The 25664-nt window shown below is 36.0% G+C and carries 31 protein-coding genes and 1 other RNA gene; 23 read left to right on the plus strand and 9 right to left on the minus strand.

The window, feature by feature from the left end; genetic code table 11:
- Positions 1-81: 81 nt before the first annotated feature.
- The gene (gene thyX / locus CDOM16188_RS09700) at positions 82-720 is read left to right on the plus strand and encodes an FAD-dependent thymidylate synthase (protein ID WP_172201788.1); all 639 of its coding nucleotides are present in this window, start codon (positions 82-84) and stop codon (positions 718-720) included.
- Positions 721-926: 206 nt separating this feature from the next.
- Positions 927-3368: a TonB-dependent receptor plug domain-containing protein gene (locus CDOM16188_RS09705; RefSeq protein ID WP_172201790.1), complete on the plus strand. Its 2442-nt coding sequence runs from the start codon at positions 927-929 to the stop codon at positions 3366-3368.
- 81 nt (positions 3369-3449) lie between these two features.
- Here CDOM16188_RS09705 and CDOM16188_RS09710 read toward each other — a convergent pair whose 3' ends face one another.
- The gene (locus CDOM16188_RS09710) at positions 3450-4031 is read right to left on the minus strand and encodes a hypothetical protein (RefSeq protein ID WP_169941801.1); all 582 of its coding nucleotides are present in this window, start codon (positions 4029-4031) and stop codon (positions 3450-3452) included.
- 10 nt (positions 4032-4041) lie between these two features.
- Positions 4042-4521, minus strand: coding sequence for a crossover junction endodeoxyribonuclease RuvC (gene ruvC, locus CDOM16188_RS09715; RefSeq protein ID WP_169941799.1), 480 nt, complete (start codon positions 4519-4521; stop codon positions 4042-4044).
- A 139-nt stretch (positions 4522-4660) separates the two neighbouring features.
- Here ruvC and dnaA point away from each other — a divergent pair, with 139 nt between their 5' ends.
- From dnaA to CDOM16188_RS09750, 7 genes are read left to right on the plus strand one after another with little or no spacing between them, the layout of a single operon-like run.
- Positions 4661-5971 carry a chromosomal replication initiator protein DnaA gene (gene dnaA / locus CDOM16188_RS09720; RefSeq protein ID WP_172201792.1) on the plus strand — a complete coding sequence of 437 codons (1311 nt, stop codon included), beginning with the start codon at positions 4661-4663 and terminating at the stop codon, positions 5969-5971.
- 9 nt (positions 5972-5980) lie between these two features.
- Entirely contained in the window at positions 5981-6130 is a 150-nt protein-coding gene (locus tag CDOM16188_RS09725) for a hypothetical protein (protein ID WP_172201794.1), read from the plus strand.
- On the plus strand, positions 6127-7194 hold the full coding sequence (dnaN, locus tag CDOM16188_RS09730) for a DNA polymerase III subunit beta (RefSeq protein ID WP_172201796.1): 1068 nt from the start codon (positions 6127-6129) through the stop codon (positions 7192-7194). Before CDOM16188_RS09725 ends, dnaN begins: the two co-directional genes overlap by 4 nt.
- Positions 7195-7207: 13 nt before the next feature.
- Positions 7208-9517, plus strand: a complete 2310-nt coding sequence (gyrB, locus tag CDOM16188_RS09735) for a DNA topoisomerase (ATP-hydrolyzing) subunit B (protein WP_172201798.1) — start codon at positions 7208-7210, stop codon at positions 9515-9517.
- Positions 9517-10905 (plus strand): EAL domain-containing protein, encoded by a 1389-nt coding sequence (locus tag CDOM16188_RS09740; RefSeq protein WP_172201799.1) that lies wholly within the window; start codon positions 9517-9519, stop codon positions 10903-10905. Before gyrB ends, CDOM16188_RS09740 begins: the two co-directional genes overlap by 1 nt.
- A 9-nt stretch (positions 10906-10914) precedes the next feature.
- On the plus strand, positions 10915-11580 hold the full coding sequence (gene queF, locus CDOM16188_RS09745; RefSeq protein ID WP_253908184.1) for a preQ(1) synthase: 666 nt from the start codon (positions 10915-10917) through the stop codon (positions 11578-11580).
- Positions 11580-12815, plus strand: coding sequence for an HD domain-containing protein (locus CDOM16188_RS09750; RefSeq protein ID WP_172201801.1), 1236 nt, complete (start codon positions 11580-11582; stop codon positions 12813-12815). Before queF ends, CDOM16188_RS09750 begins: the two co-directional genes overlap by 1 nt.
- A gap of 38 nt (positions 12816-12853) precedes the next feature.
- On the opposite strand, the gene ffs is transcribed toward CDOM16188_RS09750, so the two are convergent.
- Positions 12854-12951, minus strand: an RNA gene (gene ffs / locus CDOM16188_RS09755) — signal recognition particle sRNA small type.
- 52 nt (positions 12952-13003) lie between these two features.
- Between ffs and CDOM16188_RS09760 the strand changes: the two genes are divergently transcribed.
- Positions 13004-13438, plus strand: a complete 435-nt coding sequence (locus tag CDOM16188_RS09760) for a hypothetical protein (protein ID WP_169941788.1) — start codon at positions 13004-13006, stop codon at positions 13436-13438.
- A gap of 12 nt (positions 13439-13450) precedes the next feature.
- On the plus strand, positions 13451-14164 hold the full coding sequence (locus CDOM16188_RS09765) for a hypothetical protein (RefSeq protein ID WP_172201803.1): 714 nt from the start codon (positions 13451-13453) through the stop codon (positions 14162-14164).
- A gap of 45 nt (positions 14165-14209) precedes the next feature.
- Here CDOM16188_RS09765 and CDOM16188_RS09770 read toward each other — a convergent pair whose 3' ends face one another.
- Complete coding sequence (locus CDOM16188_RS09770; RefSeq protein ID WP_172201805.1) at positions 14210-14899, minus strand: anaerobic ribonucleoside-triphosphate reductase activating protein; 690 nt, start codon at positions 14897-14899, stop codon at positions 14210-14212.
- On the minus strand, positions 14883-15041 hold the full coding sequence (gene nrdD, locus CDOM16188_RS09775) for an anaerobic ribonucleoside-triphosphate reductase (RefSeq protein ID WP_169941782.1): 159 nt from the start codon (positions 15039-15041) through the stop codon (positions 14883-14885). The genes CDOM16188_RS09770 and nrdD overlap by 17 nt, the downstream gene beginning before the upstream one ends.
- Positions 15042-15139: 98 nt before the next feature.
- Between nrdD and tpx the strand changes: the two genes are divergently transcribed.
- The 3 genes from tpx to CDOM16188_RS09790 all read left to right on the plus strand — a co-directional run bounded on the left by tpx (position 15140) and on the right by CDOM16188_RS09790 (position 17397).
- Entirely contained in the window at positions 15140-15670 is a 531-nt protein-coding gene (tpx, locus tag CDOM16188_RS09780; RefSeq protein ID WP_170019551.1) for a thiol peroxidase, read from the plus strand.
- 115 nt (positions 15671-15785) lie between these two features.
- Positions 15786-16397 carry a cyclase family protein gene (locus CDOM16188_RS09785; protein ID WP_172201807.1) on the plus strand — a complete coding sequence of 204 codons (612 nt, stop codon included), beginning with the start codon at positions 15786-15788 and terminating at the stop codon, positions 16395-16397.
- Between the two features lie 112 nt (positions 16398-16509).
- Positions 16510-17397: a DMT family transporter gene (locus tag CDOM16188_RS09790; RefSeq protein ID WP_172201809.1), complete on the plus strand. Its 888-nt coding sequence runs from the start codon at positions 16510-16512 to the stop codon at positions 17395-17397.
- A 50-nt stretch (positions 17398-17447) separates the two neighbouring features.
- Here the strand turns inward: CDOM16188_RS09790 and CDOM16188_RS09795 are convergent, their stop codons facing one another.
- From CDOM16188_RS09795 to CDOM16188_RS09810, 4 genes are all read right to left on the minus strand, one after another.
- A complete protein-coding gene (locus tag CDOM16188_RS09795; protein WP_172201811.1) occupies positions 17448-18356 on the minus strand; it encodes a bile acid:sodium symporter family protein in 909 nt (302 codons plus the stop codon).
- A gap of 139 nt (positions 18357-18495) precedes the next feature.
- A complete protein-coding gene (locus CDOM16188_RS09800; protein WP_172201828.1) occupies positions 18496-19044 on the minus strand; it encodes a ribonuclease HII in 549 nt (182 codons plus the stop codon).
- A 1-nt stretch (position 19045) separates the two neighbouring features.
- Positions 19046-19921: a hypothetical protein gene (locus CDOM16188_RS09805; RefSeq protein ID WP_172201813.1), complete on the minus strand. Its 876-nt coding sequence runs from the start codon at positions 19919-19921 to the stop codon at positions 19046-19048.
- A 19-nt stretch (positions 19922-19940) separates the two neighbouring features.
- Complete coding sequence (locus CDOM16188_RS09810; protein ID WP_172201815.1) at positions 19941-21038, minus strand: ATP-binding protein; 1098 nt, start codon at positions 21036-21038, stop codon at positions 19941-19943.
- A gap of 271 nt (positions 21039-21309) precedes the next feature.
- Here CDOM16188_RS09810 and rpsJ point away from each other — a divergent pair, with 271 nt between their 5' ends.
- From rpsJ to rplP, 9 genes are all read left to right on the plus strand, one after another.
- Positions 21310-21621: a 30S ribosomal protein S10 gene (gene rpsJ / locus CDOM16188_RS09815; RefSeq protein ID WP_002847957.1), complete on the plus strand. Its 312-nt coding sequence runs from the start codon at positions 21310-21312 to the stop codon at positions 21619-21621.
- A gap of 19 nt (positions 21622-21640) precedes the next feature.
- Positions 21641-22219 (plus strand): 50S ribosomal protein L3, encoded by a 579-nt coding sequence (rplC, locus tag CDOM16188_RS09820; protein WP_169941768.1) that lies wholly within the window; start codon positions 21641-21643, stop codon positions 22217-22219.
- On the plus strand, positions 22216-22830 hold the full coding sequence (rplD, locus tag CDOM16188_RS09825) for a 50S ribosomal protein L4 (protein WP_169941766.1): 615 nt from the start codon (positions 22216-22218) through the stop codon (positions 22828-22830). Before rplC ends, rplD begins: the two co-directional genes overlap by 4 nt.
- A 1-nt stretch (position 22831) precedes the next feature.
- Entirely contained in the window at positions 22832-23113 is a 282-nt protein-coding gene (locus tag CDOM16188_RS09830; RefSeq protein ID WP_172201817.1) for a 50S ribosomal protein L23, read from the plus strand.
- A 1-nt stretch (position 23114) separates the two neighbouring features.
- Positions 23115-23945 (plus strand): 50S ribosomal protein L2, encoded by an 831-nt coding sequence (gene rplB, locus CDOM16188_RS09835; RefSeq protein ID WP_169941762.1) that lies wholly within the window; start codon positions 23115-23117, stop codon positions 23943-23945.
- 2 nt (positions 23946-23947) lie between these two features.
- Complete coding sequence (gene rpsS, locus CDOM16188_RS09840) at positions 23948-24229, plus strand: 30S ribosomal protein S19 (RefSeq protein WP_169941760.1); 282 nt, start codon at positions 23948-23950, stop codon at positions 24227-24229.
- 10 nt (positions 24230-24239) lie between these two features.
- The gene (gene rplV / locus CDOM16188_RS09845; RefSeq protein WP_169941758.1) at positions 24240-24572 is read left to right on the plus strand and encodes a 50S ribosomal protein L22; all 333 of its coding nucleotides are present in this window, start codon (positions 24240-24242) and stop codon (positions 24570-24572) included.
- A gap of 1 nt (position 24573) precedes the next feature.
- A complete protein-coding gene (gene rpsC / locus CDOM16188_RS09850; protein ID WP_172201819.1) occupies positions 24574-25275 on the plus strand; it encodes a 30S ribosomal protein S3 in 702 nt (233 codons plus the stop codon).
- 2 nt (positions 25276-25277) lie between these two features.
- A partial coding sequence (gene rplP / locus CDOM16188_RS09855) for a 50S ribosomal protein L16 (RefSeq protein ID WP_172201821.1) occupies positions 25278-25664 on the plus strand: 387 nt, incomplete at its 3' end.

Raw genomic sequence — 25664 nt, forward strand, 5'->3', positions numbered from 1 at the left:
TAACGCCCCCTTAAATTTAACCCAAATTTCATCAATTTTTAGCTAAATTTACACATCAAATTTCAAAAATAAAGAGTTAAAATGCAAGTAACACTTCTAAATTTCACTCCTATTAATATCTGCTCGCACGCGATTCGCACCTGCTGGCAAAGCTTTGACAAGGGTGATAATGGAGGTGAAAAGGATATCGAGCTGATTGATCGCGTGGGCAACAAATACAAGCACGCAAGCACGCTTGAGCATTTGTATTATAACTTCTATATCCAAGGAATTTCACGAGCACTTCTTCAAGAGCTAGCCCGCCACCGCATAGCAAGCCTAAGCGTCAAATCCACTCGCTACACGCTAAAAGAGCTTAAAAATGAGGCGAAATTTGAGCTAGGCGACTTTGAAAATGCAAGCAGATATATCGTACTAACGGGTAACGAGCTAATTGATAACGCAAGCATAAAAGCGCTTGATAATCTGCGCGAAATTTTAGCTACGACTACAACGAGCCTTGATATAGTTAAATACTGCTTGCCTGAGAGCTATAAAACCGAGCTTACTTGGAGCGTAAACGCTAGAAGCCTTCAAAATTTCCTCTCGCTTAGAAGCTCAAAATCCGCTCTTTGGGAGATCCGAGATCTCGCTCATAAAATTTACGGCGCTTTGCCTGATGAGCATAGATTTATTTTTGAAAATCATATTTACGTGCCTGAAACCAAAGAACAAATATAAAATAAGTGAAAATCTAAAATTTATGAAATAAATACTTTTAAAAATACCGATTCGTAATACTTAAAAATTTGTTTGCAATATATAAAATCTGAAATATAAATTTAAATTTGTTGAATTTTAGGATGTTTATAGCAATTTATTTTATTTGCAACTAAGTTGCATTTGATATACTTTCGCAAAAATTTTCTATCAAAAAAGGAAAATATGTGAAAAAAGCCTTACAAATTGCATTTATATCAACTGCACTTAGTGCAAACGAAATTTCGCTTCAAAAAATAGAAGTAGTTGCGACATACGATACAAACGAGACTTCAGCTTATTCGTCATCTTCAAAACTAACTCGCGATAAGTTAGATAAAATTACTTCTAAAAACCACACGATAGCAGATAGCTTAAAGAGTAATCCAAATGTATCATTTAATAGATTATCTGATTTGGGAACCGATACAGGCGAGATAAAGCCGCAAGACTTCAGTATAAACGGAGCTAAATTTTATCAAAACAACTTTCTCATCGACGGCGCAAATTTTAACCATGACATAAATCCCGTAAATCGCAATTCAAACGGATACGAAACACCTTATTATCACGTAGAAAGAGCTGCGTCTTTAAGCTCACAATCACTCACGCTTGATACGGATCTGCTTGAAAGTATAGAGGTGATAGATAGTGGCGTGTCGGCTAGATACGGTGATTTTCAAGGCGGTGTCGTAAATGCCAAGACGCGCGATCCAAAGCGCAAATTTGGCGGTATTTTAAGCTCACAATACACAAGCGGAGAGTGGCAGAAGATTTTTATACACGAGGATAATAAAAAATTTTATTCAAGCCAAAGCGGTTATGATAAAAGCAACTTTAAAAAAAGACGGCACAGAATCGGACTAGAAGGTTACACAAGCGAAAATTTCGGGCTTTTATTTGATTATACTAGATTTAGCTCTGTTATAAAATACGACATCAAATCTCAATTAATAAATACCGATATAGCCCAAATTCCAAACGATGAGAGACTGGTTGAAAACTACTTTTTAAAAAATATCTGGCAAATAAACGATAGAGTGGTTTTAAAGCCTAGCGTGCTTTATTCTCTACAAAAAAATAAGATGTTTGAAGAAGATAGTCTTGATTCTTCAATGTCATATAAATATGGTGGAATAGCTGCAAATTTAAACGCCGAAATCGATCTTGACAGAGTATTTTTAGAACAAACTTTAAGCTACTCGAAATTTGAGACTTCAAGATACACCGACAACAAAGGCGCTAAATACGATTACAAAAAATCAAGCGTTAAAAACTGGGGGTATAACGACATATCAAGCTACGGCGGTATAAGCGATGTAAGACAAGATCAAACCAGCCTTGAGTACAAACTAAATGCAAAGATGGAAGATTTTGATCTTTTTGGCGTATCGCACGCTTTTTCAAGCGGATTTGAGCTGTCTAAAACAAGCGGAATTTATGAAATTTTAAAACCTTACGAACATTATCTGGATCCAAAGCCGATTTTAGACGGGCATATATGCGCACCTGATGACAAAACCTGCGTAAATGACGATAGCTTTGCAGAAGTTCCGGGAGCTACTGGGCAATTTTTATCCCAGAAGAGTTATTACGGCGATGTCAGAAATAAAACCGTCATCAACAAAGCGGCATTGTATGTCGAGGATGAGATCAAATTTGACCGCTTTAAAATTCGTCCGGGCATTAGAGTGCAAAAGGATAGTTTTGACAATGATGTTTTAATAGCGCCGCGCTTTGTAACCGAATACGAAATTTACGATAAAAATTTCATAGGTTTTGGTCTAAACAGATACTACGGACGAAATTTATTTGCATATAAAATTTATAAAGACACGCAAAAACATCGTCTGTTTTATTCTAGAAATAAGGCAAGCGATCCTTTCGTAAATCCCTTTAAAGAGTCTGAAACAAACGGAGAAAATGATCTAAAAACTCCGCACGATGATGAAAAAAGTATATTTTATCGTGGAGATATCGGTAATGTAAGGTTAAATTTAAAATACGTAAAAAGAGATAGCAAAAACGAAGTTTTAACTCTAAACGGCAAGCATATAGGCCGTGATGAAGATAAATTATACTTCGTAAATAACGGCAAAAGCAGCACTCAAATTTACACTTTCAGCATTGCAAATATCATGCCTGTAGAAATTTTAAGCACAAAAAACGACTTTGAACTCTCATTTGCCAAAACTTCCAAAAAGAGCAATTTTAGAGATTATGCGGACAAAAACAGCGAGGATTTAGTCATCTATGAAAATAAATTTATTAAAGCTTCAGAGCTTCCGCAGATTGATTACAATGTGCCATTTACTGCAAAATTTACTCATAGAATAAATTTTTCATCTTTTAATGTTACGAATTTCATAAATCATATCGGCAAAACGCCTGCTTTGACAAGCAAATACAATAGAACTCATAGAAAAACCCAATACGCTAAGATAAATTTGCCAAGCCGCACCATCTGGGATATGAGAGTATCTTATGAAAAGAATTTAAAAGATGATTTTAGATTTTTTACAAACCTTGATATAAACAACGTTTTAAATAAAAAATATCCTATTGTAGCTTCTAAAAAACACTTTGGCGCAGGAAGAAATTTTTGGCTTGAAATGGGAGTAAAATGGTAAGATAAAATTTGCATATATTGTAAGTTTTAACAAGTTATAAAGTAGTAAAATTCGCGTGGCAGATAAAACCACGCGATTAAATTATTCTTTTATCTCTTTTAATTTCAGATTATAAACTTGCATGTCTTGTACCATGCCAAATTTTCCTCTTATGGCAAGCACTCTGCCGTTGATTTCGATCTTAGCCGCCTCTTTACCATCAACCACGACAAAAGCTTTTACAAAGACTTTATTTACGCCGTTTCTTGTTTCAAAAGGCACAAGTTTATAATCACATCCAAATTTTAAAACCAGCTCTTTGTGTCTTAACTTTCTAGCAAATTCAAACTCTCGAGAACTGAAATAATCAACCGCCATATCGGATATCTCGTCATCTGAGTTTAGTATCGTAAGCGCGGCACTCTTTAAAAAAGCTTGTTTATTCTCCAAGCTATCATCAATAACGCAGTTTAAAGCAGCGCAGGTTTTTCTTAAGCTATGTTTATTTAAACCGCTTTCAGAGGCAGTAGCGCTTATATTTATAAACTGCTTTACTTTTGTCACATTTTTATTTTCAGAGCCTAAATTTGAATGTTTGCAGATAATATAATCATCCTTTACGGTCTCGTTTGCAAATAAATTTAGCGATGTAAAAACAGCTAAAACAACCAAAATTTTCCTCATTTTATCTCCTTTAATTTTTTCTTATCCGCAAATTATTTGCATGAGTTAATGCAACCGCGATAGCGTCGGTTATATCAAGCGGTTTTATATCTTTAGCGATACCTAAAATTTTCTTTACCATAAAAGCGACTTGCTCCTTATCAGCTTTTGCTTTGCCTGTTACGGCCTTTTTCACCTGAAGCGGCGTATATTCTGCGAATTCTCCGTGAATTTGGAGAATTTTAAGGCTTAATGCACCTCGAAACTGAGCTAGCTTTAAAACCGTTTTTGGATTATAAGCAAAAAATATATCCTCAATCGCAACTTCATCAAATTTATGATTTTTAAAGATAAGATCAAGCCCCTCGCAAAGCTGCGTTATCTGATACTGAAGCAAATCGGGCTTAATTTTTATAAGTCCGGCTTCAATCAAATTTGTTTTTAACGCAGTTTTTTCGATAATCGCATAACCGCAATTTCTGCTTCCGGGATCAATTCCTAAAATTTTCATCACATCCTTAATCTGAAACATATAAAAAGTTTTTCACGTTTTTTTCACGCTGTGAAAAACATATTCTAAGAGCATTTTAACAAAGATTTTATGAAATTTAAGATAAAATGAAAAGTCATTATAATGAAAAGGGATAAATTTGCTTGCAAACGAGGTTTTAGAGCTACTTGGACACGAAATTTTAAAATCCGAATACGAGTGTTATATAAAGCAGCTTAAATTTAACGAAAAAGCTTCAAACTCCGAAGTTATTGTATTTAACGCTCCAAATGAACTAATAGCTAAATTTATCCAGACAAAATACTCAGACAAAATAGCTCATCTTTTTGAAGTAAAAACAGGTGCAAAGCCACATATAAACATCACTTCTCAAAAGAGTAAAACCCAAAGCAGAGTTGCTAAAGTAGATGTAAATCAGATAAAAGCTCAAAGCAGCCTCTTAAATCCAAGCTATACATTTGAAAATTTCGTCGTGGGCGACTCAAATCAATACGCCTACATCACGTCAAAAACAGCCGCCGAGCAACTTGGAAGAGCTTATAATCCGCTATTTATCTACGGTCCGACAGGTCTTGGTAAAACACACCTGCTTCAATCTGTAGGAAATTTTTGCTTAAATAACGGAAAAGTGGTGATTTGTATCACAAGTGAGCAGTTTATCACGGATTTTACATATCATATCAACAACCATTCAATGCAAAGATTTCGTGAAAAATACCGAAACTGCGATGTTTTACTTATCGATGATGTACAGTTTTTAGGTAAAACGGATAAAATTCAAGAGGAGTTTTTTCACACTTTTAACGAACTTCACTCAAAAAACGGTCAGATCGTCATGACTTCAGACCGCCAGCCAAAACACCTAAAAGGCTTTGAAGATAGACTTAGAACCCGCTTTGAATGGGGAATAATAGCCGATATCACTCCGCCTGAACTTGATACTAAGATAGCCATAATTAAGAAAAAATGCGAATTTGATAAAATTTATCTGACTAAAGACGTAATCGAATATATTGCAACAAATATGGGCGATAATATCCGTGAAATCGAAAGTGCAATCATAAATTTAAACGCTTACGCAACACTTATGAGGCAGGAAATAAGCCTTGAATTTGCTAAAAATATCTTAAGAGATCAGATAAAAGAGAAGCGTGAAAATATAAATTTAGAAAGTATAATCGAAATAGTAAGTAAAGAGCTAAATATAAAACCAAGCGAGATAAAGAGCAAATCACGAGTTAAAAACATCGTTGAAGCAAGGCGAATCGTAATATATCTAGCTAAAAATTTAACGCCAAATTCGATGCCTCAGATAGCAAGTTATTTTAACATGAAAGATCACTCGGCAGTTAGCCATAATATCAAAAAGATAAATGAAATGATAAATGAAGATGAGTATTTTAAGATAAAAGTTGAAGAGATTAAAAACAAAATTTTGACAAAGGGATAAAAATTTAAGATGAATTATGTGAATAAATGTGAAAAATCAAATTTAGTTTTTAACTATCTAAAAGCTGAAATTTCAAGATTTAAAAGCATTTTTCACATATTCATGATACCTACTACTGATACTAAAAGAAATTTAAAAAATAAAGGAAGAAAACTATGAAGGCGGTAATTAACAAAAATGCTCTTGAAAGCATAGTTACAAACACAAATCCTTACTTGGAAAAAAAGGATTTAAGTGCTATAACATCTCACATATATATCTGCGCTAAAGATGGGATTTTAAACATCAAAGCTACAGATCACGAGATAGGACTTGCATACAAACTTACAAATGTTAAAATTTTAGATGAAGGAAATGCGACCGCAAACGGAAAAAAACTGCTTGACATAATAAGAAGCCTAAAAGACGAAGAGGTAACTCTTGAAACGGTAAATAACTACCTTTATATAAAACAAAAAAACTCAAAATACAAACTTCCTATGTATAAATTTGAAGATTTTCCAAAATTCCCAACTATAGATGGTAAAAATAGATTTGATATAGACGCTATAATGCTTGGAAGAAGCCTTAAAAAGATATTCCCTAGCATAGATACTAATAATCCAAAATTCGAGCTAAACGGAGCACTTATAGACATTAAGCAAAACTACATAAATATCGTAGGAACCGATACTAAAAGACTAAGTGTATTTAAATTTGAAACTCCGACTCAAAGCGAATTTTCGCTTATAATTCCAAAAAAAGCAATAAGCGAAATTCAAAAACTTTTTTACGATAAGATAGAGATTTATTACGATGAAAACATTTTGATAGCTCAAAGTGCAAATTTTGAGTTCTTTACAAAGCTTATTAACGGTAAATTCCCTGATTACGATAGGGTAATTCCAAAAGAAATTAAAAAACGACTAAAACTAAGCAGAGATAAGATGATAGAGGGAATTAAAACTATATCAATTTTATCAGATAGTATGAAGATAATTTTCGCTCCTCAGACTATAACTTTTGAAAGTATTATCGAAGATAATTCAGAGGCTAGAACTGTGATTGATTTTCAAACAGGACTTGACGAGGAATTTTTCGTAGGCGTTAGAAACAGATACTTAATAGACTTTTTAACAAATATCGAAGAAGATAGCTTTGAGCTTGGTTTTAATGACTCAAATTTGGCATTTACTGTTAGTTCAAATGAGCTAAAAACGATAATAATGCCAATAAATTTATAATTAAGGTTATTTTATGGAAAAAAATTACGGCGCAGAAAATATTAAAGTTTTAAAGGGTTTAGAAGCCGTTAGAAAACGCCCAGGAATGTATATCGGAGATACTCATATAAACGGACTTCATCATATGATTTATGAAGTTGTTGATAACTCTATCGATGAGGCGATGGCCGGGTATTGTGATACGATAAATATTGAAATTACAAACGAAGGCTCAGCGATAATTAGCGATAACGGTCGTGGAATTCCTGTAGATATGCACCCTACCGAGAAAATTTCGGCTGCGACTGTTGTACTGACCGTGCTTCACGCAGGCGGTAAATTTGATAAAGACACTTATAAAGTTTCAGGCGGTCTTCACGGTGTCGGTGTATCTGTAGTAAATGCGCTTTCAAAAAAATTGGTTGTAAATATTAAGCGTGACGGAAATCTTCATAGACAAGAATTTGCAAAAGGAATTCCAACAAGCGAAATGGAGATCATAAAAACTACAAATAGAACCGGAACTATGGTCGAATTTTGGCCTGATGACAGTATATTTGAAGTAACGGAATTTGACGATGAAATTTTGACTAAGAGATTTCGCGAACTTGCATACTTAAATCCAAAAATAACTATAAATTTTAAAGATCAACGCACAGGTAGAAGCGAGAGTTATCACTTTGAAGGTGGACTTGAGAGTTTTGTAACTGATATGAACAGGTCAAATCCGGTTAGTAAAGCCGTATCATTTAGCGGTGGTGAAGAGGATGTGATAGTTGATTTTGCTTTGATGTATAACGAAACATATAGCGAAAATTTACTAAGTTTCGTAAATAATATCAAAACTCCTGACGGCGGAACTCACGAAGCCGGTTTTCGTGCAGGTTTAACAAGAGCGATAACAAACTACATCGCGGCAAACGCTTCCGTGCGTGAAAAAGATACAAAAATAACAGGCGATGACATCAGAGAAGGACTTATTGCTGTTGTAAGCGTTAAAGTTCCTGAGCCGCAATTTGAGGGTCAAACTAAGGGAAAACTTGGTTCAAGCTATGTCAAACCTATCGTTCAAAAGATGACTTTTGAGGTTTTGGTTAAGTATTTTGAAGAAAATCCTATCGAAGCAAAAGCCATAATGAATAAGGCTTTAATGGCGGCTCGAGGAAGAGAGGCGGCAAAAAAAGCAAGAGATCTAACCCGTAAAAAAGAGGGACTTAGCGTAGGAACTTTGCCGGGAAAATTGGCTGACTGTCAAAGCAAGGACGCAAGTATAAGTGAGCTTTATTTAGTGGAGGGCGACTCTGCGGGAGGCTCTGCAAAACAGGGTCGTGATAGAGTTTTTCAAGCTATTTTGCCTTTGAAAGGTAAAATTTTAAACGTTGAAAAATCAAGACTTGATAAAATTTTAAAATCAGATGAGATTAAAAATATGATAACGGCTTTGGGATGCGGTATCGGAGATGAATTTGATGCAGAAAAACTTCGCTATCATAAGATCATCATAATGACTGATGCCGATGTTGACGGAAGTCATATCCAAACTCTACTTTTAACATTTTTCTTTAGATTTTTAAATCCTGTAGTTGAAAACGGCTACATCTATCTAGCTCAACCGCCACTTTACCGATACAAAAAGGGTAAAAAGGAAATTTATCTTAAAGATGAAAAGGCTTTGAATGAATTTTTGATCGAGACAGGAATTGAAGGGGTGGAATTTGAAGGAATCGGAAATAAGGATTTAATTGATTTTCTTAAAATAGTAGCCGCTTATAGAAGCGTGTTAAAAGAGCTTGAGAAGCGATTTAACGTGTTAAGTGCAATTAGATATATGATAGAAAATCCTGATATAGTTTCTAAAAATTACAATGAAATTTTTGAAATTTTAAAAATATATCTTGAAAATGAAGGATATAATATCCTAAATTCATACATAAATGAAGATGAAATTCGCATCTATGTCCAGACTGAAAGCGGTCTTGAAGAGCTTATCGTAAATGAAAATTTATTTACAAATCCGCTTTACGAAGAGGCGCTTTATATAAATCAAAAGATAAAAGATCGCGAATTTAGCTTTACTAAAGATGTGATTGAAATTCTTGATGAAGTTGAGAAAAACGCTAAAAAAGGTGCTTATATACAGCGTTATAAAGGTCTTGGTGAGATGAATCCCGATCAGCTTTGGGAGACTACGATGAATCCTGAAAATCGCCGCTTGTTACAGATAAATATAAATGATGCAATGAGTGCGAGTGATACGTTTAATCTCTTTATGGGCGATGAGGTAGAGCCGAGAAGAAATTATATACAAGAGCACGCAAAAGACGTTAAACATCTGGATGTGTGATGTTAAGATCTGAACTTCGTGAGAGATCAAGGCGGTTTTTACTCGCTCTTGAGATCTCATTTCCTTTTATTGTTACTGCCGGTGTTTTTTTATTTATTTTTATAAGAAATGACAATATAAAATTAGGCAATGACGAGATAGTTCTGCTTGCAATTTTAAGCTTGTGTTTGGTTTATTATACGGTTTATATGATATATAAAAGCTTTAAAGTAAGCGTGCTTGATAGCGTTACTGGATCTTTTAATAGGGCTGAAATTTTAAATTTGCTTTCAAAAAAAATGAGTAAATTTAAACATAGACAAGACGGCAACATAGTAATGCTTAAAATCAGAAATTTAGACGATTTAAATGAAAGATATAGCTTTGAAAGTAGTGATTTGTTACTTAAAAAACTGGTTGAAAAGCTTGAAATTTTTTTAGAAAAAAACATATCAAAAGAAACTTTTATAGGCAGATACTCAAATGATAGCTTTTTGATTTTTTGCGTAGCTAAAAGCTCTCAAGTGATTCATTTTCTAAACGTCTTTGAAAAGAGCATCTTAGCTGACGGAATCGATGATATAGAGTTAAAGATCAAATTTGAGCTTGTTAATATAAATTATTCTAAAAGTTTAGATAAGTCAATTTCGGTTTTAACCGAAAAATTAAGCTCCGAAGAAAATGCTAAATTTGCTATAACAGATGAATTTGAAAGCTCGGTTTGTAAATCTATATTAGATAGGAATTTTACCTTTCAAACTCAGCTTGTAAAAGATTTAAAAGATAGTAAAAATTTAAAGAGTCTTTTGGTTAAAATTTATACCGAGGAATTTGCCCTTATATCAAAGCAAAAAGCTCAAAATATCGCAAATAAAAACGGTTATGAAGTTTTATTTGATATAAATTCTATTAAGAAATTTAGCGAGATAAAAGTACCGGATGAAGATACCTGTATCATCGAAGTTTCGGCAGTTTCGCTTAGAAATTTACAATTTAATAAATTTATAAAAGATTTTATAGATCAAGGCAAGATGGATCCTAAAAATATCATATTTGAATTTAGCGAAAAGCTTGTTTATGATGAGATAAACAGATTTAAAGAGATCATAAACGAGTATAAAAACCTCGGCTTTAGATTTGCTTTAAATAAATTTGGCGGTAACAACGCAGGTTTTGAATACCTAAAATATCTTCCGATTGATTTTATAATTTATGACATCGAATTTAATAAAAATTTAGATGATGAGAAATTTAAAAATATCTTTAGAAATTTAAACTCTACGGCGGAGGATTTAGGTATCAAATCAATTATTAGATTTGTGGATAAGGCTGAATTTTTAGACATTGTTAAGCTTTATGATACAGATTATGCGCAAGGTTTTTATATAGAAAAACCGAAAGAAATTTAAAGGAAAAGTATGCAAGAAGTTAATGAAGTTAATTTGCAAGAGCAGATGAAATACGGTGAGAAAATTTTAAAGGAATTTGACGTTGAGCGTGATCTTGAAATTTGGGAAAATAAACAAAACAGAGATTATAAGATTAAAATTACTTTGCCTGAGTTTTGTTGTCTTTGCCCAAGGAGCGGTTATCCTGATTTTGCGACGATTTATCTTGAGTATATTCCGGGGAAATTTGTTGTCGAATTAAAGGCAATCAAGCTTTATATAAATAGCTTTATGAACAGAAATATAAGCCACGAAGACAGCATAAATGAAATTTATTCCGTTCTTGAAAGAAAGCTTGAGCCAAAATGGATGAAGATTATAGGCGACTTTAACCCACGCGGCAACGTTCATACCGTTATTGAGATTTGTTCTGAAAGTGTTTTAAAAAAAGCTTTACCTGAGCCTGTAAAGACTGCCGAAGTTGCTTTTGAAAGAGAAAAAAGATCTGATTTTAAGGATTTTTCTAAACGAGATAGCAAAAGAGACGGTAGTCGCGATAGAAGCAAAGATGATAAAAACTCAAGAGCTAAAAGCGCTTCAAGAAGCAGCGATAAGAGAGGAACGAAAAAAGAAGGTTTTAAAAAGCCTGAATTTCTAGGCGAAAAACGTGCAAGAGTGGTTAAAAAAGATAAATGATGATAAATGCAAATTTGATCGAACATATCTTTAAAGCCGCCTCCATATCGCGCTGGAACGACTATCCGAAGATGACGAATTTAGTCGAGCTTGATAAGCAGGCTCATAAATTTATAATCGCTTATTTCATAGCAAAACTAGAACGTGATGTTGATATGAACTATATCATTGAAGCGGGAATTTTTGAGTTTTTTGCGCGAGTAGTAGTTACCGATATCCGCCCTGACGTATTTCATCAGATACAAAAGCAAAAGAGTGAGCAAATAAATGGCTGGGTGCTAAATATACTTGAAAATTTGGTTCGCGACATCGACGGAGGCAAATTTTTAGAACGCCTTAGAAATTATCTGCTGAAAAAAGATAAAAAGCATGCCAAAGAGCGACTTATCTTAAAAGCGGCAAGCTATCTTGCAACTCGTTGGGAATTTTCTATCGTATATCAAACAAGTCAGTTTTTAAGCGATATAGAAGAGCTAAAAAGCAAGGTTGAAGAGGAGCTTGAGGACTATTATGAGCTAATCGGAGTGCGAAAAATCGTGATGAATCAAAAGCTGGCCAAGCTTGTGGATCTAAGCGGAAGGCTTCGCTTTCAAAAGCGCTGGGCTCAAACTCCGCGAATTCCAGAAACTGCCGTGCTTGGGCATATGCTTGTGGTTGCGATTTTGAGTTATTTTTATTCTCTTGAAGTTAAAGCTTGCGCAAAAAGGCTTGAAAATAACTTCTTTTGCGCACTCTTTCACGACCTTCCCGAAAGCCTTACAAGGGACATCATAAGCCCCGTGAAATACGGAGTTGAAGGACTAAACGAGATCATAACGGAATACGAAATGAGACTCATTGACGAGCGAATTTTACCTTTCGTGCCTGATAGCTTTAGAGATGAGTTCAGCTACATTTTAGGTATTAGAGAGCAAAACGGAAAATTCGTAAAAAACGAGTTTGAAAATAGAATTTGCGAGAAAAAGCCTGCCTATCACGAAGGTACTATGGAAAATGTAAATGAGGATAAATTTAACGCAATTGACGGTAAGGCGCTTAAGCACTGCGATAAGCTTGCGGCATTTATCGAGGCGGGGATTTCTATAAGTTACGGCGTGAAGTCAAAAGAGCTGATTGACGGCTTTAACAATATGGATAGTTTTTTTAAGAATAAGCCAAGCGTAGATGGTGTGAATTTCGCTAAAATTTGCGAGGAATTTAAAGAGCATTTTTCTCTTTTGCAAGTAAAAATTTAAAAATTTGTGCAATAATCTGAAGAATGGAATTTTAAAACCCCTTCTCAGATGACTGCGGCACACACCAAATTCAAGTGCTCTGCTGTGTTCCCACCCTGAAGCGGTGCTCAAAAGAGGCATTGCACAGGTCTAAGAAGAGGCGAGTGCAATTTTACTAAAGTATAACTTAAAACTAATTGAGGCATTTTATGGCAGTCGGGATAAAATCTAAATTTTTGTCGTTTTTTAGAGAATTTTTTGTATATCATCATAGATCTTTAGAATTTCGTGCGAAAATTTTTGCCGCTATTATAGGTGCTAGACTTGATCCTGATGAAGACGATTTTGCGATTTTATATGAAATTTCAGGTGAAATTTACTGCGATGACGAAAATCGCCGAGCAGTTTTAATCCAAACTACCAAAGAGTACGTAGCCAAGGTCAAACGCAAAGATCATATGACGCTTGATGCACTTCTTTTAAGCATAGATCAAGCCATTAAAACGCATAAAAGGTATGCTTCAAAGATAGATTTTGAGCACTTAAGACGGCTTATGACGGGAAATGAAGAAGAGACCTTGATACAGCAAAGAGTTTATGATTTCTTGCTTTACGAGGTTAAAAACTACTCGGTGAGTAAATAATAAAGAGGAAATATGAAAAATTTAATTTTATCTTTTATGATCGCGGTATCTGTTTTAGCAAATGAAGTTGATGTTAAAGACCCAAAAGACGGCATTTATGAAGTGGTTGATATGTCAATGATAGGAAATTTTTTTGAAACTAAATTAACCGTAAGCGAGGAGAAATTTTATAGATTTGGCTTTGTGTATGCCCAAGACCGCGATATACAGGCAAAAGAGCATAAAGACGGCGAAGCCAATTTCCCGGGATATACAAGCGATAAATTTGATCAGTGGCTTTGCACGAAATACTCTATAGACAAGCTTGCAGGTATGTATGCAAGAAATATTGATGATAATTCTTATGTGCCAACCGGTAAAACAGATGAAGACAAAAAAGTTTGCACGGGCGCTAAAATAATGCTAAAGCTAGTTATAACGCCTATTAAAAAGCCTGCTAAAAATATCGACACAGAGTGGGAGTATGCAAGAGGAGATGATGTGAATTTTGCAAATTATATCATCCAAAAAGCAAGCGATATCAATGAGGATTTTGATCTTTCTACTTATGGTAACGACTCGACTTTTCAGGCTCCAAACGGAAGTATGGCAAGAAGCAAAAGACTTATAACGATAAAGCTTACAAAAGGCGAATACAACGTCAAAATAGAAGCTTTAAACGACACGCCCGAGCTTAAGGATATCATAACTTATCTTGAGATAAGAGAGCATATCGGCGGCAAATAAATCTTTTGGCGGAAATTTGCATATTTAGCCATAGAGTTTATTTCATCAAGCGAAATTTCTAAGCTCTATCTTTATGGCTGAATCTATTTTTTTGATATCAAAATCATTTTTTGAAGCGGTTAAATTTCCGAAATTTTCACCTGTATTTAGAAATTTTTGTAGATAATAAACTCCATTGTATCCGTGATTATGCAGTGTTTTGCTCATATTTGTAATATCATCTTCACAAAGCAAATCCGCATGCACGGTCGTGCGAACTTCGAATTTAAAATTTATCAGAATTAAAAAATCAAGCGTTTGGATGAAATTCTCATATAAATTTGACTTTGTAACCTCTTGAAATTTATCTCTAGGAGCTTTAAAATCAAGTGCGATATAATCGATCAAATTTTCGCTTAAAGCCGCTTTTAAAGCTTTTAAATTCGAGCCGTTAGTATCAACTTTAAGTAAAAACCCGCGCTTTTTAACTTCTCTTGCAAGAGGCAAAAAGCTACCGTTTATAGTGCATTCTCCGCCGCTAAACACAACTCCGCTTAGTTTGCCGATGCGTTTATCTAAGAAATGCAAAAATTCATCTTCTCCGACAAACCCTTCGCCAAGCACTACGGCTGTATTGTAGCAGTAAGCACAGCGCATATTACATCCTGTAAACCACGCTATGCAAGCGGTTTTGTCGGGAAAGTCAAGAGTAGTAAAGGGGGTAATGGAGTGAAGCGGCTTACTCTGCACGCTCACAAAATTTTACTCGCTCTTTGTGTTCGCCTTTTTTGCCAAGATTAAAGCTCTCAACCGGTCTGTGATATCCCATAACACGAGTATAAACCACGCATTTAGTGCGCTTTTCTTGCAGTTTTTCTAAGATCTCTTTTTCGCTCATATTTACTCCTTGTTTATTTATAATTGTAGCCGTTTGGGGTTAATTGTTTGTAAAAATATAGTAATATTTGCGTTATATTTCAGTTCAAAAGGATAAAAATGGCAAAAGTAAATTTCAAAGGTTCGCCTGTAAATTTAAGAGGTGATGAGGTATTTGTAGGGCAAAGCGCTCCTGAAGTTACGCTTACGGGAAATGATTTAAGCGAGTTTAAAGTAGGAGGCAATAGCGGTAAAATCGAAATTTTAGTTACCGTTCCTTCGCTTGATACGGGAGTTTGCGCAACAGAAACTCGCAAATTTAACGAAAAAATGGCAGGCAAAAACGCTATAAAACTAAGCGTTATCTCACTTGATCTTCCGTTTGCTATGGGTAGATTTTGCTCTACTGAAGGCATAGAGAATTTACGCGTGGGAAGCGACTTTAGAGCTAAGGAATTTGGCGAAAAATACGGTGTTTTGATAGATGAAGGAGCGCTTAAAGGCTTGCTTGCTCGCGCGGTTTTTGTCGTGAAAGACGGAGTTATCATTCACAAGCAAATCGTACCTGAAATAGCAGATGAACCAAACTATGACGCTGTTTTTGAAGCTATCAAATCAAGCGGAGGTTGTGGCTGCGGTTGTGGACATTAATCCCGCTTAGGCTAAACAAATTTTGGCTTTGGGATAAAATTTCAAAGCCAAAATTCCCCTCTTTTAAATTTTAAGAAATTTTAGCTACACTTCTTAAAATTTCAAAAGGCAAAATTTGCAAATTATCGATTTAAGTCCTATTTTAAGCTCCAAAACTCAAATTTATCCGGGCGACGCTGCGTTTTTGATAGAGCAAATTTCAGACGGCGGATTTTGCACGGGAAATTTGTCTATGTCTCTTCATACAGGCTCGCATACCGATTTTGCCATGCATTGCGGTATCAAAGGAGTAAAGAGCGAGCAAGCCTCTCTTGAGTGTTTTGTCGGCGAAGGCGTTTGTGTTGGAGTAAAAGCAAATTTAAACGAAGCTATCAAATTTAAAATACCGCCAAATCCGCAAAATGCTAAAATTTTACTTTTAAACGTGCATTGTGAGTTTAAAAATGAGCAAGATTTTTTCATAAATTCGCCGTTTTTGGACGATGATTTTTTAAATTTAGCTCAGCAAAACGGCTTTAAAACCGTTGCTACAAATTTATCCACAATCGATGCTCATGGAGCAAATTTAAGGCATAAAGAGGCTTTTAAAAGAGGAATTCAGATCATCGAATGCCTAATAAATTTACAAATTTTAGAAAACAAGAGTTTCTTCTTCTCTGCCGCTCCTTTAAAGATAGCAAATGCCGATGCGGCTCCTCTTAGAGCCTACGCGATTTTAAAAAGATAAATTCGGCTTTTTAATAAAATTTCATTGATTAAATTTTAAAAGCCACAGGTAAATTCTCTTTAGCCGTTTTATAATCATTCATTAAAATCGGCTTTTTGGTTATAATCTCGCCATGGATAAAAATAGTCAAAATTTCGGCATAGCTTTAACTCTTCTTGGCGGGATTTTCTGGGGATTTTCAGGAGCTTGTGGGCAGTATCTTTTCGAGCGAAAAGGTATAAGCGCGGAGTATCTTACGTCACTTCGTTTGCTGCTTTCAGGCGTGATAATGCTCGTGATTTTATATGTAAAAAGCGGTAAATTTATCTTTAGTATCTTTAGCTCAAAGAAAAATATCTACGATCTGCTCTTTTACGCTCTATTTGGCATTATGGCGTGCCAATATACATATTTTGTTACTATCGAACTTTCAAATGCCGCAATTGCTACTATTTTGCAGTATCTTGCGCCTGTTTTGGTGCTATTTGTACTTTGTATTGAAGAAAAAAGATTTCCTTACAAAAAGGAAAGTATAAGCGTATTTTGTGCAATTTTCGGAGTGTTTTTGCTTGCTACTCATGGAAATTTTGCAAGCCTTGTTATCCCGGTAAAGACGCTTATCATAGGGATAATATCAGCTTGCACTATCGTCATCTACACTCTCTCACCTCGGCGACTGATGAGAAGCTATCCTGTTACGCTTATACTCGCGTGGGCGATGGTTATAGGCGGCATTGTTTTAAGCTTATACGCTAAGCCTTGGCAGCTTAAAGGCATAAGCGACTTTAGCGGATTTTTGGCTCTTTGCGGTGTTGTGGTTTTTGGCACTATCTTTGCCTTTAGTCTTTATATGCAAGGGGTTAAAATTCTAGGCGGCGGCAAGGCTAGCGTGATATCTGCTATCGAGCCGGTTTCGGCGGCTTTGTTTGCGACTTTTTGGCTTGGAAGCGAGTTTGTATTTATTGATATAGTCGGATTTGCGTTGATAATTTCAGCTATCATACTCTTACGGAAAGGCTAAATTTAGAGTTTTGCAAGCTAAGCTAAAATGACAATAGTCAAGTAGTAAATTTAAGCTTCGTTTTTACTCTTTGAGCTCCAAATTCCTGCCAAAATAGATCCAGATAAGTTATGCCATACGCTAAATAATGCGCCGGGAAGTGCGGCAAGCGAGCCAAAATACTTAACCGCAAGCGCGACGCTTAAGCCTGAATTTTGCATACCCACTTCGATAGCTACGGTTCTTGCCGTCTTTTCATCAAAACCAAACATCTTAGATAAAAAGTATCCGCAAAATAGCCCCGAGCCGTTATGAAGGACTACGCCAAGCGCTACTAGTGCGCCTACGGTTTGGATATTTTTCACGTTTAGCGCCACTACGATTGCTATGATTGTGATGATGGCCGCCATGGATATGATAGGAAGCGCAGGAAGGATCTTTTTAACGAATTTATGAAAAAAAGTATTTAAAAGCACGCCCACAACTATCGGCACAAGCATAATTTTAACCAAATTTAAAAGCATGCTCATAGCAGGTACCGGAACTTCTTGTCCGATGTAAAGCCATGTTAGAAACGGCATTAATACTATTGAAAGTAGAGTGGAAAATAGCGTCATACTCACACTTAGTGCCACATCGCCCTTGGCTAAGTAGGTCATCACGTTTGAGGCCGTTCCTCCCGCACTAGTGCCTACTAGCATCATACCCGCCATGATTTCGTTGCTAAATCCAAACGCTTTTGAGATCAAAAAAGCAGCAAGCGGCATGATGAGAAATTGGATAAAAATTCCAAGTCCCAGAGCTTTTTTCTTGTGCAAAATTTGTTTAAAATCATCAATACTAAGCGTGATACCCATGCCAAGCATGATAACAACAAGAAGCGGAACGATGTAGCCTTTGATAGCTACAAAACCGGTCGGAAAAGTATAAGCGATAAATGATAAAACTATCGCTGCTATAGGAAAAAGTAGTGCTTTCATGAGTTGATTGTATCTAAAAATTATGGTTTTTTATCAAAATCAAGTATTTTTGAACGAAAATTTATGAAAACTGTTAAATTTCTACAAGGTTGTTACTAAAATACTGAAATTTTTATATTATTTTTACTAAATTTTAGACTTAAAAAAGTGTGGGCTGAAACGCCTTAACTATAAAGCTTTTTCGAGTTAGCTCACATTCTCCCAAATTTCTAATCGCCTCAAGGTGCGCCTTTGTGCCGTAACCCTTATGAGAAGCGTACCCATAATCAGGATAAATTTTGCTCCATGCGCTCATTAGCTCATCTCTGCTTACTTTGGCTAAGATACTTGCCGCGCTTACTTCGGCGACTTTGCCATCAGCCTTTATCATCGTTTTAATGCCGGTGCCGTAGTTTACGTTGCCGTCGTAAAGCAGCTCGTAGTTTACAAAATGACTTTTAAAAAGATTTAAAGCCCGCCTTAAGCACTCGCTTAGCCCAAATTCATCTATTTGGCGATTTGAAAAATATGCGATTAAAAATTGCGAATTTAAGGCTATCTCATGAAAAAGCTCTTTGCGTCTTTTTGCGCTTAGTTTTTTAGAGTCGTTAAGCCCTGAAATTTCGCTATGTAGGACGCAAGCAGCTACGACTAAAGGACCCGCAAGCGCTCCTCTGCCGGCCTCATCAATACCGCAAATTTTATTCATCTTACTCATTAAAAAGCCCGAAACTATCCTTCATAAAAGGCTTTATCTCCTCAATTGAGATGATTTTATTTGAGCTTTCAAAAGTAATTCCGACAGGAGAAAGCATAAAATTTTCATCCATTTTTATCTCTTTACTTTCAAAAATAGCTTTTAAATTTTCATCATCTAAGTTTATAAAAACATCTTGAGCCGAGATATTTTTGCCTGTTTTTAAAAATTTTGAGTTGCAAATTTTGCCTTCTTTACCGAGATTTCTGCAAGTGGTTTTAAAAATTTCGTTGATAAACTCAAGCGTTAAAATGTCGTTTTTAAATAAATTTTGCTCGCTGTCTTTAAATTCCTGTTTAAAATTTTCCAGTTTTTCTTTTAGATTGTTTTTGTTTTTTGTAACAAAATCGGCTGAGAAAAAATCACTAACTATCCCTTCAAGCCTTGTGTTTTGGTTATTTGTTATCTGCAAGCCGAGAGTTAAAATTTCATAGCTTAACTCCTTAGTTATAGTGGCTTTGTGAGCTTTGCCTTTTATGGCTAACTTGCCGCTTAATTTGCCATCTTCATCAAGTTTTACATCTAAATTTAGCCAGTCGGAGAGTGCGTTTAAAGCGGTTATATTATCATCCGTTTTTTCTATCTTGCCCTTTGAAAACTCAAATTTTTCTCCTTTAAAAAAGAGATGTCCGTAAATTTTAGTAGGGAGTTCAAAGCCTTTTTCGCCTTTAAAATTTTCAAATTCGCTATCAAACGAGTTTAGATAAAGCTCAAATTTTTCCTCATCCGCCACCCCTGTAAATTTATAAAATTTACCCCAATTTTCATGATTAATCTCGTATCCAAAGATAAGCAAAACAGCAACAAAAAACGTCAAAATTACTCTCATATACTCTCCTTAATTTTAGTTAAAAACTAAGCGCCCAACGCGAAAAAGGCAAAATTTCACACTTGATGCCTTCTATGCTAAGATCTGCTTGATTTGCCACGCTGATAACTTGAAGTTTATTTACTCCAAGAGCTTTCAAGCTTGCATGCAGTTTTTTGAATTTCAGAAATATCAGATCACTATCGCTAAACGGTATGCAAAGTATGGCAAGTTTCCTTTTAGAAAGGAAAAAATCAAAATCTTTAGTATAAAAAATTTCCTCTTTAAATTTAAAAAGTTCGCAAAAGACCATATTTGAAAAAAGCTTTGCAAAATCTTTTTTCAGGCTTAGCGCATTTCGCATGGCAAAATCATTAAAGTAAAGTTTTTTTGCCACAGTCGGTTGGTCAAATTTGGCTATGAGGTTTATAAAACCCCTGTTTTCCAGATCCACAAGTCCTGCATAAACGCGATCTTTTGATATTTTAGAGCGTGTTTTTAGATTTTTATATAGCTCATAAGCGCTTAAATTCGCTCCTTGAAAAGCAGCACACTCTTTTAGCAAATTTATCTCTACTTCACCAAGCTTGCTTTTAAGCCTGCTTTGGAGATTTTCTACGACTTCACTTTGATCAAGAAAGACTGAATTTAGGTTATTGCCGTGGGTTACGAAATGGCTAAACAGCTGATCTTGATCTAAATTTTTAGGAAAAAATGCGATAAATTCTTCATAATCCAAGCCGCTTAAATTTAGCTTTTTAAATCCGCTTAAATTTATGTTTTTTAGTTCAGTTGTTATGATTATGTTTTGTAAGTTCAAATTTGAAATTTTATCCATCGCCACGATATGCTCCGGCAAGGTTATACCTTCTATTACAAGGACTTTTATCGTCTTATTATCTTTTAAGAATGTCTCTAAATCATCTAAAATTTTAGCCTTGCTTATCCTTATATCCTGCAAGTTTATATATAAAATTTCTTCGTTTTTAAACTGTTTTAGATGATCGATTACAAGTGAAGTTTTGCCGCTTCCATCTCCTCCTGTGATGAGAGTTTTGCTAGATGAGATGCTAAATTTTCTATCTATAAATTTGATAGATTTTAAAGGGGTGTTGTAAAGCGATAGCAGTTCTTTCAAATTTAGCCTTTTAAAATTTGAAAGAATTATAACATTTTTCCTTTTAATAAGGAAAAATTTAAAATCAAATATCAAATTTTAAAAATTTTGAATAAAAATAGCGATGTTGTATTAAAATCTTTCCTTGTGAAAAGGAAATAAATTTTACAAATTCTTACTAAAACAGCTTGAAACATTGACTTTAAAAGCTCATTTTAGTAAAATCTCAATCTTTTATGTAAGTCATAAAAGGTCGTATGTTTGCGACAAGTTCTATTTTAAAGGAAATCAAATGGAAAGAATCAGGCTTAAGCTCAAAGCTTATGACCATAGAGTTCTAGACCGCACAGTTGCAGCAATCGTAGAAGCTGTCAAAAGAACTGGTGCTGACGTAAGAGGTCCAGTGCCAATGCCTACTAAAATCAAACGCTACACAGTCTTAAAATCACCACACGTCAACAAAGACTCACGCGAGCAGTTTGAGATGAGAATTCATGCACGTATGCTTGACATCGTAGCAGCTACACCTGACACAGTCGATTCGCTTACAAAACTTGACTTGGCTCCTGAAGTTAACGTCGAAGTTCGTGCGATGGGCAAGTAATCAGGCGAAAGGTTAGATAATGGAATATATCGTAGAAAAAATAGGCATGAGTAGGACGATTTCGGTTCCTAGTACGCCGGTTACGCTTCTAAAACTTGTAGAAACTAAAGTTTGCGAAGTGGGTGAAAATAACCGCGCAATCGTTGCTTATGCAAAAGGCAAAGCGAAGAATAAAGCTATAGCAGGCCAACAAAAGAAATATAATCTTTCGGCTGAATATAATAAATTTGCTACTTTAACAGTTGCAAATAGCGAAGCAGGCGATCTTGACGTAAGTCCGTTAAGTTCAGCGGCAATCATAAAAGTTAGCTTTGATTCAAAGGGTAGAGGTTATCAAGGCGTTGTTAAAAGACACGGATTTGGTGGCGGACCTAAAAGTCACGGTTCACGTTTCCACAGACGCCACGGATCAATCGGTAACTGTGAATGGCCGGGACGTGTTCAACCTGGTATGAAAATGGCAGGACATATGGGCGATGTGAAAGTAACTGTTAAAAACGAAGTTGTAAGTTTTGACAGCGAAAACGGAATTTTAGTTTTAAAAGGCTCAGTTCCTGGACACAACGGTGCAATGGGTAGAGTAAGGATAGTAAAATGAGTAAAGTTTGCGTATTAAACGAGAAATTTGAAAAGGCTGGAGATTTAGACCTTCCTGCAAACTATGCAGAAGTAAATCCACACAACCTTTATCTATATGTTAAATCTTACCTTGCAGGTATCCGCGCAAATACGGCTCACACTAAGACTCGTGCTTTTGTAAGCGGTGGAGGTAAGAAGCCTTGGAGACAAAAAGGTCGCGGCGGCGCTCGTGCAGGTTCAACTAGAACTAACGTATGGGTTGGCGGTGCAGTTTCTTTTGGTCCATTAAACAATAGAAATTATTTCCAAAAAGTTAATAAAAAACAAAAGAGATTAGCTCTTGAGTGCGCATTGGCACAAAAGGCTAACGAGGGCAAAATTTTCGCAGTTGATAGCATCAGCATTGACAGCGGAAAGACAAAAGATGCGGCAAAAATTATCAATAGCCTAAATTTAAGAGATGCGTTGATAGTTAAAGATTTACTTGATGATAATACGCTTTTGGCATTTAGAAATTTATCAAACTGCTATCTGGTAGATGCAAGCGAGATAAATGCGTATCTAGTATCGGTATTTAGTGCGGTTATCATTGAAAAAGCGGCACTTGAATCTATAACAAAAGAGGGCTAAAATGGCAGATATAACTGATATCAAAACAATTTTATATACAGAAAAAACTCTTGGCCTTCAAGAAGCTGGTGTAGTAGTTATCCAAACTTCACCAAAAATGACTAAAAATAGGCTAAAAGAAATTTTAAAAGAGTATTTCGGAGTGATGCCGCTTCGCGTAAATTCACTTAGAATGGAAGGCAAAGTTAAGCGTTTTAAAGGACAAACAGGACAACGCAGTGAAGTTAAAAAATTCTACGTTAAGCTGCCTGAAGGTTCAACTCTAGAAAGCATGGAGGCGTAAGATGGCGATTAAAACATATAAACCATATACACCGAGCCGTAGATTTATGACAGGTCTTAGCAGTGAAGATATCACGGCTAAACCAAGCGTTAGAAGCCTACTTGTAAAACTACCTGCAACAGGCGGTAGAAACAATAATGGTCGTATCACATCAAGACATAAACAAGCCGGCGCTAAAAAACTATATAGAATCATAGACTTTAAAAGACGCAAATTTGGCATCGAAGGCAAAGTTGAAGCGATCGAATACGATCCAAACAGAAACTGCCGTATAGCGCTTATTGCTTATAAAGACGGTGAGAAACGCTATATCATCAGACCAAACGGTCTAAATGTAGGTGATGTAGTTGCAGCTGCCGAGAGTGGTCTTGATATAAAACCTGGCAACGCTATGAAACTAAGAAATATCCCTGTGGGAACGATCGTTCATAATATCGAGCTTAAGCCTGGTAAAGGCGGACAGATAGCAAGATCTGCCGGCGGATATGCTCAGCTAATGGGTAAAGAGGAAAAATATGTCATCTTAAGACTTCCAAGCGGTGAGATGAGACAAATTTTAGCAGAGTGTATGGCAAGCGTTGGCGTTATCGGTAATGAAGACTGGGCTAACGTAACTATCGGTAAAGCAGGTAGAAATCGCCATAGAGGTATAAGACCTCAAACTCGTGGTTCTGCTATGAACCCTGTTGATCACCCGCACGGTGGTGGTGAAGGCAAGAAAAATTCAGGCCGTCATCCGGTAACTCCATGGGGTAAACCGACAAAAGGTGCTAAGACTCGCCGCAAAAAAGCTAGCGACAAGCTAATTATCTCAAGAAGGAAAGGAAAATAGAGATGGCTAGATCACTCAAAAAAGGTCCTTTCGTAGACGGACATGTAATGAAAAAAGTTGTTGCTGCTAAGAAAGCAAACGACAACAAGCCGATCAAAACATGGTCAAGACGCAGTACGATTGTACCTGAAATGATTGGACTTACATTTAATGTCCATAACGGTAAAAGCTTTATCCCTGTGTATGTAACTGAAAACCACATCGGATATAAACTTGGCGAATTTGCTCCAACTAGAACGTTCAAGGGTCATAAAGGCTCTGTTCAGAAAAAAATCGGCAAATAAGGGGAGATAAATGAGTAAAGCTATTATTAAATTTATTAGACTATCTCCTACTAAAGCAAGACTTATAGCAAGAGAGGTTCAGGGTATGAATGCCGAACTAGCGCTTGCAAGCCTAAGTTTTATGCCAAACAAGGGAGCTAAATTTATAGCAAACGCGATCAGTTCTGCCGTTGCAAACGGTGGTTTTGAACCTGAGGAAGTTATCGTTAGCTCTTGTAGAGTTGACGCAGGTCCCGTACTTAAGAGATTTAGACCAAGAGCAAGAGGAAGCGCAAGCAGAATTCGCAAGCCAACTGCCCACATTTTGGTAGAAGTATCTAAACCTGAAAAGAAGGAAGCGTAATATGGGACAAAAAGTAAATCCGATCGGTTTAAGACTAGGAATTAACCGTAACTGGGAGTCAAGATGGTTTCCTGCTAAAGGAAATTTGGTAGAAAATATCGGCGAAGACTATAAAATTCGTGCATTTTTAAAGAAAAAACTATATTATGCTGGGGTTTCTCAAATTCTTATCGAAAGAACGGCTAAGAAGATCAGAGTAACCGTTGTAGCTGCTCGCCCGGGCATAATAATAGGCAAGAAAGGCTCTGATGTAGAAAAGCTTAAAGAAGATATCCAAAAGCTGATCAACAAAGAGGTTAACGTAAATATTAAAGAAGAGAGAAAAGCCCAAGCTTCTGCTCAACTTGCCGCCGAAAACGTTGCAATGCAGCTTGAAAAACGTGTTGCGTTTAGACGCGCTATGAAAAAGGTAATCCAAGGCGCTCAAAAATCAGGCGCTAAGGGTATTAAAATTTCAGTTGCAGGTCGTTTGGGTGGTGCCGAGATGGCAAGAACCGAATGGTATCTAGAGGGTCGCGTGCCGCTTCATACGCTAAGAGCAAAGATTGATTACGGTTTTGCAGAGGCGCATACAACTTATGGAAACATAGGTATAAAAGTGTGGATATTTAAAGGCGAAGTTCTTCAAAAAGGTGTTCAAGCTGAAAAAACCGAAGAGAACGAAGCTCCAAAAAAACCACGCAGAGCAAGAAGAGGTAAATAATCATGTTGATGCCAAAAAGAACGAAATTTCGTAAACAGATGAAAGGTCGTAACCGCGGTAAAGCTACTCGCGGAACAGATCTTGCGATGGGAGAATTTGGTATAAAGGCTATTGAGGCCGGAAGAATAAATTCTCGCCAAATCGAAGCGGCTCGTGTTGCTTTGACTCGTCATGTTAAAAGACAAGCGAAAACTTGGATTAGGGTTTTCCCTGATAAGCCACTAACCAAAAAGCCTCTACAAACTCGTATGGGTAAAGGTAAAGCAGGTGTTGAAGAGTGGGTTATGAACATTAAACCTGGCAGAATTATTTATGAGATGGCCGGAGTTAATGAAGAGTTAGCACGTGAGGCACTTACGCTTGCTATGCATAAGTTGCCGTTTAAAACT

The sequence above is a fragment of the Campylobacter sp. RM16188 genome, from assembly GCF_012978795.1.
GTDB lineage: Bacteria > Campylobacterota > Campylobacteria > Campylobacterales > Campylobacteraceae > Campylobacter_A > Campylobacter_A canis.

Bases quoted from the DNA above. Each gene is read 5' to 3' on its own strand.
- thyX (WP_172201788.1), top strand. From the start codon at position 82: ATGCAAGTAACACTTCTAAATTTCACTCCTATTAATATCTGCTCGCAC.
- CDOM16188_RS09710 (WP_169941801.1), bottom strand. From the start codon at position 4,031: ATGAGGAAAATTTTGGTTGTTTTAGCTGTTTTTACATCGCTAAATTTA.
- ruvC (WP_169941799.1), bottom strand. From the start codon at position 4,521: ATGAAAATTTTAGGAATTGATCCCGGAAGCAGAAATTGCGGTTATGCG.
- CDOM16188_RS09725 (WP_172201794.1), top strand. From the start codon at position 5,981: ATGAATTATGTGAATAAATGTGAAAAATCAAATTTAGTTTTTAACTAT.
- dnaN (WP_172201796.1), top strand. From the start codon at position 6,127: ATGAAGGCGGTAATTAACAAAAATGCTCTTGAAAGCATAGTTACAAAC.
- gyrB (WP_172201798.1), top strand. From the start codon at position 7,208: ATGGAAAAAAATTACGGCGCAGAAAATATTAAAGTTTTAAAGGGTTTA.
- CDOM16188_RS09740 (WP_172201799.1), top strand. From the start codon at position 9,517: ATGTTAAGATCTGAACTTCGTGAGAGATCAAGGCGGTTTTTACTCGCT.
- queF (WP_253908184.1), top strand. From the start codon at position 10,915: ATGCAAGAAGTTAATGAAGTTAATTTGCAAGAGCAGATGAAATACGGT.
- CDOM16188_RS09750 (WP_172201801.1), top strand. From the start codon at position 11,580: ATGATAAATGCAAATTTGATCGAACATATCTTTAAAGCCGCCTCCATA.
- CDOM16188_RS09760 (WP_169941788.1), top strand. From the start codon at position 13,004: ATGGCAGTCGGGATAAAATCTAAATTTTTGTCGTTTTTTAGAGAATTT.
- CDOM16188_RS09765 (WP_172201803.1), top strand. From the start codon at position 13,451: ATGAAAAATTTAATTTTATCTTTTATGATCGCGGTATCTGTTTTAGCA.
- nrdD (WP_169941782.1), bottom strand. From the start codon at position 15,041: ATGAGCGAAAAAGAGATCTTAGAAAAACTGCAAGAAAAGCGCACTAAA.
- tpx (WP_170019551.1), top strand. From the start codon at position 15,140: ATGGCAAAAGTAAATTTCAAAGGTTCGCCTGTAAATTTAAGAGGTGAT.
- CDOM16188_RS09790 (WP_172201809.1), top strand. From the start codon at position 16,510: ATGGATAAAAATAGTCAAAATTTCGGCATAGCTTTAACTCTTCTTGGC.
- CDOM16188_RS09795 (WP_172201811.1), bottom strand. From the start codon at position 18,356: ATGAAAGCACTACTTTTTCCTATAGCAGCGATAGTTTTATCATTTATC.
- CDOM16188_RS09800 (WP_172201828.1), bottom strand. From the start codon at position 19,044: ATGAATAAAATTTGCGGTATTGATGAGGCCGGCAGAGGAGCGCTTGCG.
- CDOM16188_RS09805 (WP_172201813.1), bottom strand. From the start codon at position 19,921: ATGAGAGTAATTTTGACGTTTTTTGTTGCTGTTTTGCTTATCTTTGGA.
- rpsJ (WP_002847957.1), top strand. From the start codon at position 21,310: ATGGAAAGAATCAGGCTTAAGCTCAAAGCTTATGACCATAGAGTTCTA.
- rplC (WP_169941768.1), top strand. From the start codon at position 21,641: ATGGAATATATCGTAGAAAAAATAGGCATGAGTAGGACGATTTCGGTT.
- rplD (WP_169941766.1), top strand. From the start codon at position 22,216: ATGAGTAAAGTTTGCGTATTAAACGAGAAATTTGAAAAGGCTGGAGAT.
- CDOM16188_RS09830 (WP_172201817.1), top strand. From the start codon at position 22,832: ATGGCAGATATAACTGATATCAAAACAATTTTATATACAGAAAAAACT.
- rplB (WP_169941762.1), top strand. From the start codon at position 23,115: ATGGCGATTAAAACATATAAACCATATACACCGAGCCGTAGATTTATG.
- rpsS (WP_169941760.1), top strand. From the start codon at position 23,948: ATGGCTAGATCACTCAAAAAAGGTCCTTTCGTAGACGGACATGTAATG.
- rplV (WP_169941758.1), top strand. From the start codon at position 24,240: ATGAGTAAAGCTATTATTAAATTTATTAGACTATCTCCTACTAAAGCA.
- rpsC (WP_172201819.1), top strand. From the start codon at position 24,574: ATGGGACAAAAAGTAAATCCGATCGGTTTAAGACTAGGAATTAACCGT.